This is a genomic window from Streptomyces sp. NBC_01622, from assembly GCF_045209635.1.
GTDB lineage: Bacteria > Actinomycetota > Actinomycetes > Streptomycetales > Streptomycetaceae > Streptomyces.
Genome location: NZ_CP109293.1, coordinates 4,442,580 through 4,460,500, shown reverse-complemented (window position 1 = coordinate 4,460,500; position 17,921 = coordinate 4,442,580). Strand labels below are relative to the sequence as shown.

The window sequence follows — 17,921 nt, the reverse complement described above, 5'->3', positions numbered from 1 at the left end:
TGGGGAGCCGGCCCGCCGGTGTGCCGTGGGCCCCGCGTCAGCGGCTCACGGTCCGCTTCAGCAGCCGGGCCCGCCGGGCCACCCGGCGCACGGTCGCGTTGCGCGGGATGAACGCGAGCTGGGCCGGTACCGCGCCGGGCAGCGCCAGCGAGGTGAGGCGCTTGCGCTTGAAGTAGCGCCAGCTGTGTCCGTCGAGCCGCCGGGTCAGATAGGCCTCGGCGGCCGGGCGCAGGTTCGGGTAGATCTTCGGCTGCATCGCGTAACCGACGGCCTGGACAAGCTCGTTGAGCACCGCCACGGCCATGCCCTCGCGCTGGTCGGTGACCGCCGCGCGGTTCGTCAGCTCGGGCACCAGCGCGTCGACGATGGTCACCGGCACCCGGTTGCTGTTCTCGTACGGCGTCAGCCGGTCCAGCAGCGTGGACGTGCCGATGCGGGCGACCGGCAGGCCGTACAGCGCGCTCGCGGTGAGCAGTGCGGTGGAGAAGCAGCCGACGACCAGGACGGGTCTCAGCCGCTGGTAAAGGACCTCGGCGAGGACCGGGGTGTCGAGGACCGTGAGGTCGGCGCCGAGCTTCTCCGCCTCCTGCTCCAGCGCGCGCGACCAGCGGGCCGGCGCCGAGGGGTGTGGCTTGAACACCACACGCGTGTGGCCGAGTTGGACCACGCCCCTGAGCATCCGGACGTGCAGGTCCTCCTCCTCCTCGGCGGTGAGGATGTCGAGCGCGGAGAGGTACTGGCCCAGCAGCAGGGCGGGTTCGTCGGGCAGCGGGGGCAACTCGTCGGCGGTGTCGCCGAGTTCGGCCAGCACCTTGACGAAGGCGTCGGTCGGCACGATCTCCGGCTCGACGCCGAACTCGGTGAGCAGCAGCGGGGTGAGGCCCGGGACCAGGTCCAGGTGGAGCAGCCGGTCCACCCGGGTGCCGACCAGCGGGTCGATCTTGTTGCGGGTCGGGCCGTAGCTCATCAGGCCGTCGGCGTAGACGGTGACGGGGGCGCCGGTGAAGATCTGGCAGACGCCGAGCGCCGGGTTGACCTGGATCGACTCGACAACCAGTTCCACCTCGTCGTCGCCGAGGTTCCACAGGAGCCGCAGATGGCGCTCCCACAGCGGGACGTCGTCGAGGCGGGGGGACCAGCCGCCGGGGTGGAAGGGGGAGATGGTCTCGTTCCACGACAGCACTTCGTCGAAGCGCTCGCGCAGCTGCTCGAAGCCGGGGGCCTCGTCGAGGCCGGGTGTGGTCTCGGGGGTCGCCGCGTTGTTGCAGACCAGGAGGATGCGCCGGTCGGCGGGGCGGAAGGAGTCGGAGTCGAGGGCGGCGGCCAGCGTGGCCGTGCCGTACAGCGTCGACGCCAGGAAGATCTGGGTCCTCACGCGGCGGCCCCCGCGGCGGCGGGACGGCGGCGCAGTCGGCGCAGCCTCGTCGCGCGCTGGATGTCCATGGAGTCGAGCGCCTCGTCCACCACGTCCTGTGGCATACGTCGCAGGGCGACGGCGCTCATCGACTTCAGTTTTCTCGCCACCGCCGGCTCGAACCTTTCGATGGATCCCAGATGATGGGAAATGATTGCGCAATAAGTACGGACGGCCTTGGGGAGCAGTTTGTCCGCGTCCCGGTCCTGTGCGGTTTCCTCGATGACCTGGTCGAACGCGCGAATGAAATCGAGTTGGCGGACATCCCCGATCTGGGTCAGGGAGGAGGCGACCCCGCGCCGGTAGAAAACGCCGAGCAGGCTCACCGCGGCGAAGGATTCCGCCTCCCGGTGTAGCTTCCAGATCCACGGCCGGTCCTCGGCCGTGCGCAGCCCGTCGGTGAAGTGGAGCAGGCCGCGGTCGACCAGCCGGCGGTGGTAGACCCCCGCCCAGGCGTACGCGTAGTCGACGGAGGTGGACCGGTCGGCGGGCAGGATCGCCTCGCGCGGATTCATCACGACCCCGCGTCTGCCGTGCGGCAGCCGCTGGATGGTGCGGGCCCGCGCGGTGCACTGGACATGGTCCGTGCGCACGAAGTCGCAGCCCAACTCCTCGATGGCGTCCACCAGTTGGGGGTAGTAGCCGGGAGCGAGCCAGTCGTCCCCGTCGAGGAACGTCAGATACTCCCCCCGGGCCTTGTCGATCCCGGTGTTGCGCGCGGTCGCCAGTCCTCCGTTCTTCTCGTGTCTGACATACACCGCGCCTGGCAACTCGCGCTCCGCGCGCGCGAGAATGTCGGGTGTCCCGTCGCGCGAGCAGTCGTCGACGAGAATGAATTCGAAGTCCGCGCGCGCGTTCGCCCGCAGGCTCCTGAGCGTGTCGGGCGCGTATTGCTGCACGTTGTAGAACGGCACGATGACGGAGAGCTTGACCACGCAGACGACGTTAGGCGGCGGCCCGTCATCCGTCTTTACCTTCACCTTGATATTGGATGAACGGCGCGTGGCGAACCTATGAAGCGGCCAGGTTTTCGCGCTGCAAGCGCCCTGATTCGCCATTCGGCGGTGTGCTGTTAACCGTCTGTTGCCTTCGGGTTGGGCCGAACAACGGAATCGCTTCCTAGCGTCTTCCGTGTGCCAGCAAGTACAACGCAGACCCTGCGAGTAGCCGTCCTCGCGGATTCCGACACCCGGTGGAAATGGGGTTCGCTCACCGCGAATCGCATTGCTCCGCCGAATTCGGACATCTCTTTGGACGGATACCTCCTGCGGGGTCGTGCCACCCCAACAGCCCGCCAGCTGAAGGAAGTCGGCGTCACCGCGGACTCCCTCCGCGAGGTGACCGCCGTCGAGTTCCTGCGCGCCATGCAGCGAGGCCCCGAGGACCAGTACGACATCCTCGTCCTCTCCCTCGTAGGCGGCGGGGTCCAGGCGATGCTGCACGGTCTGGCACGGGCCTGGCGCGGGCGCGCCGAGCGGCCCGTCGTCGTCACCGGCTATGTCGGAGTCGTCTACGAGAAGCTCGCGGACGGCCTGCTGCTGCGGCACGGCGCGGACCTCGTCCTCGCCAACTCCCGCCAGGACGCGGACCGTTTCCGGGAGGTCTACGACGGGGTCGGCGCCGACTCCTCGGCGGTGACCGAGGTCGCCCTGCCGTTCCTCGGCGGGGACGCCTACACGGGGGAGCGCGACCCGTACACGGTCGTCTTCGCCGTACAGCCCTCGGTGCCCGACAACCGCAGGGACCGCGACTACCTGCTCGACAGGGCGATCCAGCACGCACGGTTCCACCCGAACCGCGAGGTCCTCCTCAAGCTGCGCTCCAAGCCCGGCGAACACACCACGCACATCGAGGAGTTGCCCTACCAGAAGCTGGTCCAGGGCAAGGACCTGCCCGCCAACTTCCGCCTGGTGTACGGGCACATGGGCGAGGTGCTCGACCGCACCGACCTCCTGGTGACCATCAGCTCGACGGCCGCCCTGGAGTCCCTGCACCGCCGGATCCCCACCGTCGTGCTGACCGACCTCGGCATCCGCGAGGGGCTCGGCAACCACCACTTCGTGGGCTCCGGGTGCCTCGCCTCCTGGGAGCAACTGGACGCCGGGTACGAGCCGGTGCCGGACACGGAGTGGGTGGCCCGGCAGGGCGTCGCCGCCGAGGGGTCGTACGAGACGGCCTTCGACGCGGCCCGGGAGCGCATCGCCAGGCTGCTGGCCGGCGGCGACATGCCCGCCCTGACGCCGTACTACACACCCGAGACAGCCCCCGGCTATCTGCCCGGCATCCTCGCCCGCCACCACCTCGGCCCGGACGGCACCCCGCTGCCCGGCGCCCCGGCCGCCGACAAGGAGCCGGGACCCGTCCGGCAGATCGTGCGCCGGGCCGCGCGCGGCGCCTACCGCCACGGCGTGCAGCGCGTGGCGCCCGTCATCCGCCGGATGGGGGAGCTGTGAACGCCGACAGTCCCGCTCAAGGAGTAGAGCCCATGTCCAACCCGCAAGCGGGCCAAGGCGTTTCGATGCGCCGGGTGCTCGCGGTGATCCCCGCGCGCGGCGGCTCCAAGGGCGTCCCCGCCAAGAACCTCGCGCCCGTCGGCGGAGTGCCGCTGGTGGCCCGCGCCGTCCGCGAGTGCCGTGCCTCGCGGCTGGTGACGGACGTGGTCGTCTCCACCGACGACCAGGCCATCGCCGCCGCCGCCCGACAGGCCGGCGCCGAGGTCGTGCTGCGGCCCGCCGCCATCGCCGGCGACACGGCGACCTCCGAGGCCGCCGTCCTGCACGCCATGGACGCCCACGAGGCGCTGCACGGCGCGGCCGTCGACGTGGTCCTGCTGGTGCAGTGCACCAGCCCGTTCATCGTCCGCGAGGACGTCGACGGCATCGTCGACGCGATCGTCGCGAACGGCGCCGACACCGCGCACACCGTCGCCCCCTTCCACGGCTTCGTGTGGCGCGACGCCGACGACGAGGCGACCACGGTCGTCGAGCCGACGCGGGCGGGCGAGCTGGGTGGCGCCACGAAGGTCGCCACCCCCCCTGTCACCAGCGGCGGTTACGGCGTCAACCACGACAAGTCCTTCCGCCCGCGCCGCCAGGACCGCCCCCAGGACTTCCTGGAGACCGGTGCCGTCTACGGCATGGACGCGGCCGGCTTCCGCAAGGCCGGCCACCGCTTCTTCGGCCGCACGGAACTCGTACGGACCGACCCCGCCCGGGTGCTGGAGATCGACGATCCCCACGAGCTGGCCAGGGCACGGGCGTTGGCCCCGCTCTTCGACGCGGACCGCCCCGGCTCACTGCCGACCGCCGACGACATCGACGCGGTCGTACTCGACTTCGACGGCACCCAGACCGACGACAGGGTGCTGATCGATTCCGACGGACGGGAGTTCGTCTCCGTGCACCGTGGAGACGGCCTCGGTATCGCGGCGCTGCGCAAGAGCGGCCTGAAGATGCTGATCCTGTCCTCGGAGCAGAACCCGGTCGTCGCCGCCCGGGCCCGGAAGCTCCAGCTCCCGGTCCTGCACGGCATCGACCGGAAGGACCTCGCACTGAAGCAGTGGTGCGAGGAGCAGGGCATCGCGCCGGAGCGCGTGCTCTACGTCGGCAACGACGTCAACGACCTCCCGTGCTTCGCCCTCGTGGGCTGGCCCGTGGCGGTCGCGAGCGCCCACGACGTCGTACGCGGCGCCGCACGCGCGGTCACCACCGTGCCCGGTGGCGACGGCGCTGTCCGAGAGATCGCCAGCTGGATCCTCGGCCCCTCTCTCGATTCCCTCACCAAGTAAGGAAACCCGCTGTCATGAGCAACAACTCCCGTCTGCGCCAGTTCGGTTCGAAGTCCGCAGGCCCCGGCCACCCGGTCTACGTCGTCGGCGAGATCGGCATCAACCACAACGGTGAGCTGGAGAACGCCTTCAAGCTGATCGACGCCGCCGCCGAAGCCGGCTGCGACGCCGTCAAGTTCCAGAAGCGCACCCCGGAGATCTGCACCCCGCGCGACCAGTGGGACATCGAGCGCGACACTCCCTGGGGCCGTATGACCTACATCGACTACCGCCACCGCGTGGAGTTCGGCGAGGACGAGTACCGCCAGATCGACGACTACGCCAAGAGCAAGAACATCGACTGGTTCGCCTCCCCGTGGGACACCGAGGCCGTCGCCTTCCTGGAGAAGTTCGACGTCCCCGCCCACAAGGTCGCCTCCGCCTCCCTCACGGACGACGAGCTCCTGCGCTCCCTCCGCGCCACCGGCCGCACGGTCATCCTCTCCACCGGCATGTCGACGCCGAAGCAGATCCGCCACGCGGTCGAGGTCCTCGGCAGCGACAACATCCTGATGTGCCACGCCACTTCGACCTACCCCGCGCAGGCCGAGGAGCTCAACCTCCGCGTCATCAACACCCTCCAGGCCGAGTACCCCAACGTCCCGATCGGCTACTCCGGCCACGAGACGGGCCTGCAGACCACCCTCGCCGCGGTCGCGCTCGGCGCCACCTTCGTCGAGCGTCACATCACCCTCGACCGCGCCATGTGGGGCTCGGACCAGGCCGCGTCGGTCGAGCCGCAGGGCCTGACCCGCCTCGTCCGCGACATCCGCACCATCGAGGCTTCCCTCGGCGACGGCGTCAAGAAGGTCTACGACTCGGAGCTCGGCCCGATGAAGAAGCTGCGCCGCGTCAACGGCGTCGTCGCCGAGGCGGAGATCGCCGCGGCTGCGGGCGAGCCGGTCTCGGTCTGAGTCTGAACCATCAAGCGCCAGCGTCACTTACGGTCACGGGACGGTCGTACGACAATGAGCCCCCACGCCGGCACCGCCGGCCTCACCCCCCACACTCTCGCGTTCGTGGAGAGTCCGGTACAGCTTCTGAACGTGCTGGAGTGGGCGCACCTCCGTGCGCCCCGGGCCGAGGAGGCACCCGGCGGGGGGCTCACCCTCGTGGTCCTGTCGCCGACCGACCCGATGACCCGCGGCCAGCTGCGCCGCATGGCCGACCTCGCCCGCGACGAGGGCCACACCGTGCGCTGGGAGGAGGCCCGGGGCGGACCCGCGGCCCCCTTCCAGACCATCGGCGGCCTCACCCGGCTGCTGCGCAGGGCGGACCGGATCGTCATGGGCGACCCGTTCTCGCGGTATGTGCAGTTGTTGCTGACGATCACCAGGGCACGCGACCTGGTGGTGGTGGACGACGGCACGGCCACGATGGAGTTCGTCGCGCAACTCGCCAGCGGCGAACGCCTGGTGCGCTGGCACCGGAAGGGGGGCCGCCCCGGCCCCCGCGACCTGATCTTCGCCCCGGTGTCGTCCTCGGCCCGCCGCCGCCTGACCCCCAGCACCCGCCGCAAGGTGGAGATCTTCTCCTCGATGCCGATCGAGGAGACCCCGGAGGGCGTCACGATCACGGCGAACGAGTTCGCCTGGACCCGCGCCACCTTCGGCCCGCCCCGCATCACGAAGGGCGCCGACATGGTCGGCACGTCCCTCGTCGAAACGGGCGTGGTCGACGCCGACCGCTACGTGGAGGCGGTCACCGCCCTGGCCAAGACCCACGGCGCGACGCGGTACTTCGCCCATCGGAGGGAAAGCACCGAGAAGCTGCACCGGCTGGCGGTCGAAACGGGCCTGGAGATCGTCCGCCCGGACCTCCCGCTGGAGGTGATCGCCCGCCGGGGTCCCATCGGCCGTACGATCCTCAGCTTCCCGTCGACGGTGGTCCACACCTTGCCGCTGGCGCTGGTGGGCACGGAGGTGCGGGTCGCCGTGTGTGACATCGACCCCGCTTGGCTGACGGAGAACGCCTCACCTCGGGCGCAGGGGTTCCTGTCGGGGGTTACGGGGACGGCGAAGGATGTGCATCGGTTGTCGGCGGTTACGGCGGCGTAGGGCACGCTTGAGCGGTGCAGGGGGTCAGGCCGCCTCGGGCCCGCTCCCTGGAGTCTCCGGGTCCTCGGCGAACAGGTCCTCCGCCCGCTCGACCGTGCGGGAACGCTCCAACCAGGCGTCCATACGGTCGAGATCGGTGCAGGTGGTGATGCGCTCACGCACGCTGTCCGGTACGGGGATGCCGCGCGCCTCCAGTACGAACAGAATCCCCTTGGCCTCGCCTTCGGCTTTGCCTTCGGCCCTGCCCTCAAAGTAGGCCGTCTCACGGACCGTCCCCCGGCCGGGGAAGTAGCTGACGAACGACATGATTTCCTTCCACTGCATTCCGGCGGGGGTGTTACCCAGGTTGATTTCCAGGAACTCGGCGAAGTACCCGACCGTCTCGGGGTCCGTTTCCTGGAGTTCTTGGAGGACGTTGCCGATCGCCTCCAGTATGGCGCCGCACTCGGGGTTGCGGGCGTGGGCCACCGCGGAGAGGACGGCCAGCGCGAGCTTCTTCGCCACGGTCCTGGTGTCGGTGATCACCGGCAGGTTGTCCGGCCCGGCGACGAGCGGATACGTCCGCAGCGCCGTCCATTCGCTCGTGCCGCATTCGAAGGGACCGACCGCCCACCTGGCCGTGGCCCGGTCCTGACAGACCACGAGAAGCAGCACGGGCAGCCGGTACTTGGCCTGGAGGTAGGCGATGTAGTACGCCCAACTCGCCGCTTTCGCCTCCTTCTTGTCCGACTGGGCCTCGATGGCGAGCAGGAAGTCCTCGCCGTCGGACTGGCCGATGCGCAGGACCGTGTCCACGCGCCGTTCCAGCGGCCGGGTCTCCGTCACGTCCGTGGTGACGGCGTCCACGGTCGCCTTGGCGGATAACGGAACCTCCAGAACCTTGAACACGGGCGCCAGGATCTCGGGCCGCTCCTGGAAGATCCGGTGCATGCCCTCGTGGGTTGATGTGACCATGTGCGCAACCTAGGTTGATCAAGGGGCGGGGCGTCCGGGCGATCGGGATGCGTTCACCCTTTCGAGTTGCGCGGAAACGTTCACGCCGCCGGAGTGGGAGTCACCTCAACGGCGACCGCTACCCAGCCGCCGCCACCGGCTTGTGAGCCAGCGCGAAAGCCCGCCCCCACCTCTGCGCCCCCCGTGGCTCCACCCGCACCTGTGCGTCAAGGGTCAGGCCCGCCCCGGCGAGGTGTGCGGCGACCTCGGCCGGCGTTCGGAAGTAGTAGTCGAGCGAGATGTCCAGGCCGTAGCGCTCCGTCATGTGGATGTGTTCGCCCTCCGAGGCCTGGAAGGCGAGGAGTACGTGGCCGCCGGGGCGTAGGGCCCGGCGGAACTCCCTGAAGACGCCCGGCAGTTCGGGGTCCGGGACGTGGATCGTGGAGTAGAGGGCGATGATGCCGCCCAGGGTGGCGTCGGGTACGTCCAGGGACGTCATCGAGCCGACCTCGAACCGGAGTTGGGGATGCGCCTCGCGGGCCAGCGCCACCATGTGCGGGGAGATGTCGATGCCGAAGGCCGGGATGCCGAGGGCGTTCAGGCGTGCTGTCACATAGCCGGGGCCGCTGCCCGCGTCGGCCACCGGTGCCTCGGGCGCCGTCGTACGGACGAGGTCGGCGAAGGCGGTCAGCAGGGCCGTTTCGAGGGGGCCGTCGCCCAGGCCGTCGGGGTGTTCCGCGCTGTACGCGGGGGCGATCGCGTCGTAGGAGGAGCGGGTGGCCCCTGTGAGGTCCGCGTGGGAGTCGTCGGTCACGTCGGCGGACCCTAGCAAGGGCCCGCGGCCCGGAGATCCGGGAGATCCTTTTCCCGCCACCCCTGGCACCGCCACGCTGTGTAGCCGCAACGTCGCGTGGCCGTGAGGATTCCGGGATACGGACGGGACAGGCTGGGGCTCGGTGGGACGTGGTATCCCAGAAGAAGCGGGAAGCATACCCATCCCCGCGAGCGGCTAAGCGGTCGGCGGTCAGATTTTCTTCGTCTAACGGGTTGAACTTTTTGTTGATCGAGGGTCAGTTGACCACCCGGGCGCCCTACCCTTCAGAGGGTGAAGCAATTGATGTCACCAGAGTCCGAGGAATCCGAGGCGGAGTCCGGGGCCGAATCCGTCGGGAATGTGCTTCCGGGCACCCTGCCGGAGGCCCTGCGGGCCGAACTCGTCGCGTTCCGCCGGGACTTGCACATGCATCCCGAGCTGGGCAATCAGGAGTTCCGGACCACCGCCGCGATCAAGGCCCGGCTGGAGCAGGCAGGTCTCGAACCGCGTGTTCTCGCCATCGGGACCGGCCTCGTCTGTGACATCGGGCCGCGCGACAGCGGCGTACCCATGCTCGCGCTGCGCGCCGACATCGACGCCCTGCCCATCCCGGACACGAAGAGTGACTGCGCGTACCGCTCCACCGTGCCCGACCGTGCCCACGCCTGCGGCCACGACGTGCACACGACCGTGGTGCTGGGCGCAGGCCTCGTGCTGGCCCGGCTGCACGAGCAGGGGCTGCTGCCCCGGCCGGTGCGGCTGCTCTTCCAGCCCGCCGAGGAGATCCTGCCGGGCGGTGCCGCCGACGCCGTCGAGTGCGGGGTGCTGGAGGGGGTCGGGCGGATCATCGCCGTGCACTGCGACCCCAAGGTGGACAGTGGGAGGATCGGGCTGCGGGTGGGTCCGATCACCTCTGCCTGCGACCGGCTGGAGGTCTCCCTCGACGGGCCGGGCGGGCACACGGCCCGGCCGCACCTCACCACCGACCTGGTCACCGCCGCCGCCCGGGTCGCCACCGATGTCCCCGCGCTCGTCGCCCGCCGTATGGACGCGCGGAGCGGGGTCTCCGTGACCTGGGGCAGGATCGAGTCGGGTCATGCCCCCAACGTCATTCCGCAGCACGCCGAGCTGTCGGGCACCGTACGGTGTCTCGATCTCGACGCCTGGCGGCGGGCGCCCGACATCGTGCACGCGGCGATCGACGAGGTCGCCGGGCTGTACCGGGCCAAGACGGTGATCGACTACGTGCGGGGGGTGCCGCCCGTGGTCAACGACGTGCTCGTGACCGAGCTGCTGCGGGACGCCATGGTCGCGCGCCGCGGGCCGCTCTCCGTCGAGGACACCGAGCAGAGCCTGGGCGGCGAGGACTTCTCCTGGTATCTGGAGCATGTGCCGGGCGCCATGGCCCGGCTGGGCGTGCGCACACCGGGGGAGCGGACCGTACGGGATCTCCACCAGGGCGACTTCGACGCCGACGAGTCCGCGATCACGGTCGGCGTGGAGTTGTTCACCGCCGCCGCGTTGATCGACGCGGCGCTCTGACCGGTACGGGGGCGTAGAGGTGCCCGTTCGGTACCCCTACGTCCCCTTGTGTCACCCGGGTGTAACCACCGGCGCGTGAACGTAACGCGACGGCGGCACGATCCGGTAACGGCAAGGAGAAACCCCGTTCCCCTCCTCGTCTACGCGCGTTACTGTGCGCGGAAATCGCCACCAGAGGCGGCGCGTTGGGGAAGCGGTCCGGTGACGGTGCCGTGAGGACGAAGGAGTGCTTGCTGTGCGTCATACATCTCGGAGGACGAAGTTCTCCCAAGCCGCGGTGGCCGTCACGGTCATCGCCCTCGCGGCTACCGCCTGCGGTAGCTCCAGCAAGGATGCCAACAAGGCCAGCGGCAGTTCGTCGTCCTCGTCCGGCAAGTACACCGGCAAGGGCATCGGCCTCGCCTACGACGTCGGCGGCAAGGGCGACCAGTCCTTCAACGACGCGGCCTACGCCGGTTTCCAGAAGGCCGAGAAGGACTTCGGCCTCACCGGCCGCGACATCGAGCCGCAGGACGGCGAGTCCGACGCGGACAAGGTGCAGCGCCTGGAGAGCCTCGCCACGGCCGGCTACAACCCGGTGATCGGTGTCGGCTTCGCCTACGCGCCCGCCGTCAAGGAAGCCGCCGCGAAGTTCCCGAACATCACCTTCGGCATCATCGACGACGAGCAGGACAAGGCCGCCAACGTGGCCGACCTCGTCTTCCACGAGGAGCAGTCCTCGTACCTGGCGGGCGTGGCCGCGGCCAAGGCGACCAAGAAGAACCACATCGGCTTCGTCGGCGGCGTCGACGTCCCGCTGATCCACAAGTTCGAGGCCGGGTTCGACCAGGGCGCCAAGTCCGTCAACCCCAGCATCAAGATCGAGTCGCAGTACCTGACGCAGACCGCTGCCGAGGGCGGCTTCTCCAGCCCCGACAAGGGCAAGGACGCGGCCAGCGGCCAGATCGAGGCGGGCGCGGACGTCATCTACGCCGCCGCCGGTCTCTCCGGCCAGGGCGTCATCTCCGAGGCCTCCGCCAAGGGTGTGTGGGCCATCGGAGTGGACTCCGACCAGTACGAGCAGAAGGCGCTCGCCAAGTACAAGGACTCCATCCTCGGCTCGGCGCTGAAGAACGTCGGCGGCGCGGTCTACGACCTGGTGAAGTCCGTGCACGAGGGCAAGCCCAAGACCGGCGTGATCCGCTACGGCCTCGACAACGACGGCGTCGGTTTCTCCGACACCAACCCGAAGTACAAGGCCATGACCGCCGCGGTGGCCGCGGTGGACAAGGCCAAGCAGGACATCATCGACGGCAAGGTCACGGTCGCCACCACGACCAAGTGAGGGTGACAGCACCTTCCTGACGCCGACACCGGGGAGCCCCGGGACCGAAACGGTCCCGGGGCTCCCCGGTGTTCTCCGTGTCCGCCCTCCGGGTGCTTGGCGTTTGGCAAGGGTTCAAAACGGTCGGATAACGCTCTGGCAAGTTGGGGTTCTCCACCATGTCTACGCGCGTTACTCTGCGACGGAACCAGCGCCTGGTTGGGGCGCTTGCACGAAGGAGTCTCGTTCCATGCGCCGGGTGTCCCGTATCGCCGTTGCAGGCGTTGCAACCGCAGCTCTTGCCGTCACCGTCTCCGCCTGTGGCAGCTCGTCCAGCGAGTCCACCAGCAGCAGTAGCAGCAGTGGCTCCTCCAAGGGTATTGGCCTCGCCTACGACGTCGGCGGCAAGGGCGACCAGTCCTTCAACGACGCCGCGTACGCGGGCTTCACCAAGGCCCAGAAGGACTTCGGCGTCAGCGGCCGGGACGTGGAGCCGCAGGACGGCGAGTCCGACGCGGACAAGGTGCAGCGCCTGGAGACGCTGGCCCGCTCCGGGTACAACCCGGTGATCGGTGTCGGCTTCGCCTACGCGCCCGCCGTCAAGGAGGCCGCCGCGAAGTTCCCGAAGATCACCTTCGGCATCATCGACGACAACACCATCAATGCCGACAACGTCGCCGACATGGTCTTCCACGAGGAGCAGTCCTCCTACCTGGCCGGCGTCACCGCCGCGCTCACCACGAAGACCAACACCGTCGGCTTCGTCGGCGGCGTGGACGTCCCGCTGATCCACAAGTTCGAAGCGGGCTTCGCGCAGGGTGTCGCGGACACCAAGAAGGGCGTGAAGGTCAAGTCGCAGTACCTGACGCAGACCGCTGCCGAGGGCGGCTTCTCCAGCCCCGACAAGGGCGAGAGCGCGGCCGAGGGCCAGATCGAGGCCGGTGCGGACGTCGTCTACGCCGCCGCGGGTCTCTCCGGCCAGGGCGTCATCAAGGCCGCCGCCGCGCACAAGGTGTGGGCGATCGGTGTCGACTCCGACCAGTACAGCCAGAAGGCGCTGGCGGCCTACAAGCCGTACATCCTCACCTCGGCGCTGAAGAACGTGCAGGGCGCGGTCTACGACCTCGCCAAGTCCGTCATCAAGGACAAGAAGCCGCTCAAGGGCGAGATCCGCGGCTCGCTGAGCAACGGCGGCGTCGGCCTGGCCGACTCCAACCCGGTCTTCAAGAACAACGCCACCCTCCAGGCCGCCCTCACGAAGGCCGAGGCCGGCATCAAGGACGGCTCGATCACGGTCAAGACCTCTTGATCCGAGGGGCGTAGGCCAGTTACGACCATGGCCAAAAGAGCGCTGTAATGGCAGCGTTACGGCCACGGAACGGGGTGTGGGGAGGATGGCTCGCCGCACCCCGTTCGCGCGGCAGAATGCTCGGAACGGATCGGATGTCAAACAAAGCCGGTCAGGTCCGGGCACTATTTAAAGCAGGGGCGCTACGCGCGTAGAGAGGCCCCTTTCCACGAGGAGAGTTCGCCATCGACGCGTCCAGCAGCCCTCCGCTCACCGCACAGTCGACCGCGGTCGAGCTGGCCGGGATCACCAAGCGTTTCCCCGGTGTCGTGGCCAACCACGACATCCATCTCACTGTCCGAAAAGGCACCGTGCACGCCCTTGTCGGCGAGAACGGCGCCGGCAAGTCGACCCTGATGAAGATCCTCTACGGCATGCAGAAGCCGGACGAGGGCACCATCGCCGTCGACGGCGAGCAGGCCACCTTCTCGTCGCCCGCCGACGCCATCGCCCGCGGCATCGGCATGGTCCACCAGCACTTCATGCTCGCCGACAACCTCACCGTCCTGGAGAATGTCGTCCTGGGCAGCGAGAAGCTCTACGGCATCGGCGGCGGCGCCCGCAAGAAGATCAAGGAGATCTCCGACCGCTACGGCCTGAACGTCCGCCCGGACGTCCTCGTCGAGAGCCTCGGTGTCGCCGAGCGCCAGCGCGTCGAGATCCTCAAGGTCCTCTACCGCGGCGCCCGCACCCTCATCCTCGACGAGCCCACCGCCGTCCTGGTCCCGCAGGAGGTCGACGCCCTCTTCAGCAACCTGCGCGAGCTGAAGTCCGAGGGCCTCGCCGTCATCTTCATCTCGCACAAGCTGGGCGAGGTGCTGTCGGTCGCCGACGAGATCACCGTCATCCGGCGCGGCACCACGGTCGGCACGGCCGTCCCCGCCGAGACGACCTCCCGCCAGCTCGCCGAGATGATGGTCGGCAGCGAACTCCCCACCCCCGAGACGGCCGAGTCGACCGTCACCGACCAGCCCGTCATCGAGGTCAGGAGCCTCACCGTCTACGCCGCCGGCGCCTCCCTCGGCGCCGAGTCGGAGCCCACCGCCGGGGGACTGCTCGGCGACGTGGCCGTCGCGGGCGATGCCGTCAAGCGCGTCCTCGACGATGTCACCTTCACCATCCACGCCGGGGAGGTCATGGGCATCGCCGGCGTCGAGGGCAACGGTCAGACCGAGCTGATCGACGCGCTGATCGGCCTGAAGAACGCCGACTCCGGCACCATCGGCTTCCTCGGCGACGACATCACCCCCTGGGCCACCCGCAGGCGCCGCGAGCACGGCATCGGCTACATCCCCGAGGACCGCCACCGCCACGGCCTCCTCCTGGAAGCCCCGCTGTGGGAGAACCGTATCCTCGGCCACGTCACCGAGAAGCCCAACGCGAAGGGCGTCTGGCTCGACATCAAGGGCGCCCAGGAGGACACCCGCCGGATCGTCGAGGAGTACGACGTCCGCACCCCCGGCATCGACGTCACCGCCGCCTCCCTCTCCGGCGGCAACCAGCAGAAGCTGATCGTCGGCCGCGAGATGAGCCACAAGCCGAAGTTCCTGATCGCCGCCCACCCCACCCGCGGTGTGGACGTCGGCGCGCAGGCCGCGATCTGGGACCAGATCCGCGAGGCCCGCCGCGAGGGCCTGGCCGTACTGCTGATCTCCGCCGACCTGGACGAGCTGATCGGCCTGTCGGACACCCTGCGCGTGATCTACGACGGCAGGCTGGTCGCCGACGCCGACCCGGCCACCGTCACACCCGAGGAACTCGGCTCGGCCATGACCGGCGCCGCGTCCGGTCACCTCGAACACGTCGAGGAAGAAGCGGACGGCGCGGAGAGCACCGTAGAGAACACGGACGAAACCGCCGCCCCGGAGGACGAGGCCCGATGAAGAAGTTCGACAAGGAGCGGCTGCTCCTCGCCGTGGCCGGCCCGGTCATGGCGCTTGTCGCGGCGATCCTGCTGACCTCGGTCGTGCTGCTCGCCTCGGGCAAGAACCCGATCGAGCCGTACCACCTGATGCTCCAGCAGATCGGGTACTCGGACGTCCAGGTGCTGATCATCAACCAGGCGTCGATGTACTACATCGCCGCCCTGGCGGTCGCCCTCGGCTTCCGGATGAACCTGTTCAACATCGGCGTCGACGGCCAGTACCGCCTCGGCGCCGTGATGACCGCGGTCGTCGGCGCGCACGTGGCGCTGCCCGCCGCGCTCCAGGTCCCGCTGCTGCTCCTGGTCGCGATCCTCACCGGCGCCTTCTGGGCCGGAATCGCGGGCGTCCTCAAGGTCACCCGAGGGGTCAGCGAGGTCGTCGCCACGATCATGCTGAACGCGATCGCCACCAGCCTGATCCTCTACCTCACGCAGACCAACACGTGGGGCGTCCAGGTCGGCAACAACATGACGACCGGCATCATGAAGAAGTCCGGCTGGATCCCCGGCATCGACATGGGCGCGGACACCGGCGAGATCTACGGCCTGGTCTTCCTCGCCGTGATCATGGGTGTCCTGTACTGGCTGGTCCTCAACCGCACCCGCTTCGGCTTCGACCTGCGCGCCACCGGCGAGTCCGAGACCGCCGCCGCGGCCTCCGGCGTCGACGCCAAGCGCATGACGCTCACCGCGATGCTGATCTCCGGCGGTGTCGCCGGCCTCGCCGGACTGCCGCTGCTGCTCGGCGACAGCCACACCTACAGCCTCACCTTCCCCGAGGGCCTCGGCTTCACCGCCATCGGCATCGCCCTGCTGGGCCGCAACAACCCCGGCGGCATCGCCCTCGCCGCCCTCCTGTGGGCCTTCCTCGACAAGGCGTCGCCCGCCCTCGACTACGCGACCCCGGTGGCGTACGAGAAGGAGATCGCGACGATCATGCAGGGCCTGATCGTGTTCGCGGTCGTCATCTCCTACGAGGTCGTCCGCACCTGGGGCCTGCGCCGCCAGCAGAGCCGCGTCGGTGCGGAACTCGCCGCCGCCGCCCGGAACAACTCCGAGAAGAAGGAGGTGGCGGCCCGATGAGTACCGCGACCATCGCCAAGCCGCAGGCGAAGCAGCCCGGCAAGGGCGGACGCCGATTCTCCCTCCCCGTGCTCCTGCTGATCATCGCGGGCGCGCTGATCCTCACCTCGATCGTCCGCCTCATCACCGGCGCGGACGGCATCACCTCCACCGGCCAGATGTCCACGGCCCTGCGCGCCGCCGTACCGATCGGGCTCGCCGGTCTCGGCGGTCTGTGGGCCGAGCGCGCGGGCGTCGTCAACATCGGCCTCGAAGGCATGATGATCCTCGGCACCTGGTTCGGCGCCTGGGCCGGCTACCAGTGGGGACCCTGGACCGGTGTCGTGGTCGGCATCCTCGGCGGCTGCCTCGGCGCCGTCCTGCACGCCGTCGCCACCGTGACGTTCAACGTCAACCACATCGTCTCCGGTGTCGCCATCAACATCCTGGCGCTGGGCATCACCCGCTATCTGTCGAAGTTCACCTTCGCCGACACCTCCGAGGGCTCCGCCAAGCAGTCCCCACCGATCGACTCGCTCGGCAACTTCGACATCCCCGGCCTCTCCAGCTGGCTCAACACGCTCAACGAGAAGCACTGGTTCCTGATCTCCGACATCGCCGGTCTCGTCGGCGGTCTGGTCACCAACCTGTCGCCGCTCACCGTCATCGCGGTCGCCCTCGTCCCCGCCACCTGGTGGATCCTGTGGCGCACCGCCTTCGGCCTGCGCCTGCGCTCCTGCGGCGAGAACCCGGTGGCCGCCGAGTCCCTCGGCGTCAACGTCTACAAGTACAAGTACCTCGCCGTGATCATCTCCGGCGGCTTCGCCGGCCTCGGCGGCGCCTTTCTGTCGATCGTCGCCTCGAACGTCTACCTCGACGGCCAGACCGGCGGTCGCGGCTACATCGGCCTCGCCTCGATGATCTTCGGTAACTGGATGCCGGGCGGACTCGCCCTCGGCGCGGGCCTGTTCGGCTACACCGACAGCCTCAACCTGCGCGGCGGCGCCACCAACGTCCACGCCCTGATCCTGCTCCTCGGCTTCCTGCTGGTCGCCGGCGTCGGCTACCTGGTCTGGAAGAAGCGGTACGTCCCCGCCGGCGTCACCGCCGCCATCGCGGCCCTGATGTTCGTCTGGTACGCCACCACCGACCAGGTCCCGACCCAACTGGTCGGCGCCAGCCCGTACATCGTCACCCTGCTGGTCCTCTCGCTGTCCGCGCAGCATCTGCGGATGCCGAAGGCGGACGGCCTGCCGTACCGGAAGGGACAGGGCAAGTGACCTCGCCCGCCGCCGAGTTGGCCGTGGACTGGGACGAACTGCGCGCCGAGGCGCGGGAGGCGATGTCCCACGCCTACGCGCCGTACTCGGGCTACCCGGTCGGGGTCGCCGCCCGGGTCGACGACGGCCGCACGGTCTCCGGCTGCAACGTGGAGAACGCGTCGTACGGCCTCGGCCTGTGCGCGGAGTGCGGGCTCGTGTCCGACCTCCAGCGCACCGGCGGCGGCCGGCTGACGCACTTCACGTGTGTCGACGGCAAGGGCGACATCCTCGTCCCGTGCGGTCGCTGCCGACAACTGCTGTACGAGTTCGGCGGTCCCGGTCTGCTGGTGGAGACACCGGCGGGCATCCTGCCGCTCTCGGAGATGCTCCCGCAGGCCTTCGGGCCGGACCATCTCACCAGGTAACTCCCGTGCGG

At 69.4% G+C, this 17,921-nt stretch carries 15 protein-coding genes; 11 read left to right on the top strand and 4 right to left on the bottom strand.

Annotated features, from left to right (window positions below; translation table 11 throughout):
- Window positions 1-37: 37 nt before the first annotated feature.
- Window positions 38-1,375, bottom strand: coding sequence for an alpha-2,8-polysialyltransferase family protein (locus OH768_RS20010; protein ID WP_406455468.1), 1,338 nt, complete (start codon window positions 1,373-1,375; stop codon window positions 38-40).
- Entirely contained in the window at window positions 1,372-2,349 is a 978-nt protein-coding gene (locus OH768_RS20005; RefSeq protein WP_406455466.1) for a glycosyltransferase family 2 protein, read from the bottom strand. Before OH768_RS20005 ends, OH768_RS20010 begins: the two co-directional genes overlap by 4 nt.
- A 198-nt stretch (window positions 2,350-2,547) precedes the next feature.
- Between OH768_RS20005 and OH768_RS20000 the strand changes: the two genes are divergently transcribed.
- The 4 genes from OH768_RS20000 to OH768_RS19985 are packed head-to-tail and all read left to right on the top strand — an operon-like array spanning window position 2,548 to window position 7,297.
- Window positions 2,548-3,867 (top strand): DUF6716 putative glycosyltransferase, encoded by a 1,320-nt coding sequence (locus tag OH768_RS20000; RefSeq protein ID WP_406455464.1) that lies wholly within the window; start codon window positions 2,548-2,550, stop codon window positions 3,865-3,867.
- A gap of 32 nt (window positions 3,868-3,899) precedes the next feature.
- Window positions 3,900-5,201 carry a cytidylyltransferase domain-containing protein gene (locus OH768_RS19995; protein ID WP_406455462.1) on the top strand — a complete coding sequence of 434 codons (1,302 nt, stop codon included), beginning with the start codon at window positions 3,900-3,902 and terminating at the stop codon, window positions 5,199-5,201.
- 14 nt (window positions 5,202-5,215) lie between these two features.
- Window positions 5,216-6,154, top strand: coding sequence for an N-acetylneuraminate synthase family protein (locus OH768_RS19990; protein ID WP_406455460.1), 939 nt, complete (start codon window positions 5,216-5,218; stop codon window positions 6,152-6,154).
- 54 nt (window positions 6,155-6,208) lie between these two features.
- Complete coding sequence (locus tag OH768_RS19985) at window positions 6,209-7,297, top strand: hypothetical protein (protein ID WP_406455458.1); 1,089 nt, start codon at window positions 6,209-6,211, stop codon at window positions 7,295-7,297.
- Between the two features lie 24 nt (window positions 7,298-7,321).
- On the opposite strand, the gene OH768_RS19980 is transcribed toward OH768_RS19985, so the two are convergent.
- Complete coding sequence (locus OH768_RS19980) at window positions 7,322-8,251, bottom strand: hypothetical protein (protein ID WP_406455457.1); 930 nt, start codon at window positions 8,249-8,251, stop codon at window positions 7,322-7,324.
- 118 nt (window positions 8,252-8,369) lie between these two features.
- Window positions 8,370-9,044 carry a class I SAM-dependent DNA methyltransferase gene (locus tag OH768_RS19975; protein ID WP_406455456.1) on the bottom strand — a complete coding sequence of 225 codons (675 nt, stop codon included), beginning with the start codon at window positions 9,042-9,044 and terminating at the stop codon, window positions 8,370-8,372.
- A gap of 303 nt (window positions 9,045-9,347) precedes the next feature.
- On the opposite strand from OH768_RS19975, the gene OH768_RS19970 reads away from it, so the two are divergent.
- The 7 genes from OH768_RS19970 to OH768_RS19940 all read left to right on the top strand — a co-directional run bounded on the left by OH768_RS19970 (window position 9,348) and on the right by OH768_RS19940 (window position 17,910).
- Window positions 9,348-10,586: a M20 family metallopeptidase gene (locus tag OH768_RS19970; protein ID WP_406465355.1), complete on the top strand. Its 1,239-nt coding sequence runs from the start codon at window positions 9,348-9,350 to the stop codon at window positions 10,584-10,586.
- Window positions 10,587-10,863: 277 nt separating this feature from the next.
- Window positions 10,864-11,910 carry a BMP family protein gene (locus OH768_RS19965; protein ID WP_406465353.1) on the top strand — a complete coding sequence of 349 codons (1,047 nt, stop codon included), beginning with the start codon at window positions 10,864-10,866 and terminating at the stop codon, window positions 11,908-11,910.
- Between the two features lie 229 nt (window positions 11,911-12,139).
- Window positions 12,140-13,198: a BMP family protein gene (locus tag OH768_RS19960; protein ID WP_406455454.1), complete on the top strand. Its 1,059-nt coding sequence runs from the start codon at window positions 12,140-12,142 to the stop codon at window positions 13,196-13,198.
- 224 nt (window positions 13,199-13,422) lie between these two features.
- A complete protein-coding gene (locus OH768_RS19955) occupies window positions 13,423-15,120 on the top strand; it encodes an ABC transporter ATP-binding protein (RefSeq protein WP_406465352.1) in 1,698 nt (565 codons plus the stop codon).
- Complete coding sequence (locus tag OH768_RS19950) at window positions 15,117-16,244, top strand: ABC transporter permease (RefSeq protein ID WP_406455452.1); 1,128 nt, start codon at window positions 15,117-15,119, stop codon at window positions 16,242-16,244. The genes OH768_RS19955 and OH768_RS19950 overlap by 4 nt, the downstream gene beginning before the upstream one ends.
- Complete coding sequence (locus OH768_RS19945) at window positions 16,241-17,503, top strand: ABC transporter permease (protein WP_406455450.1); 1,263 nt, start codon at window positions 16,241-16,243, stop codon at window positions 17,501-17,503. Before OH768_RS19950 ends, OH768_RS19945 begins: the two co-directional genes overlap by 4 nt.
- On the top strand, window positions 17,500-17,910 hold the full coding sequence (locus OH768_RS19940; protein ID WP_019066919.1) for a cytidine deaminase: 411 nt from the start codon (window positions 17,500-17,502) through the stop codon (window positions 17,908-17,910). The genes OH768_RS19945 and OH768_RS19940 overlap by 4 nt, the downstream gene beginning before the upstream one ends.
- The last annotated feature ends 11 nt before the right edge of the window (window positions 17,911-17,921 follow it).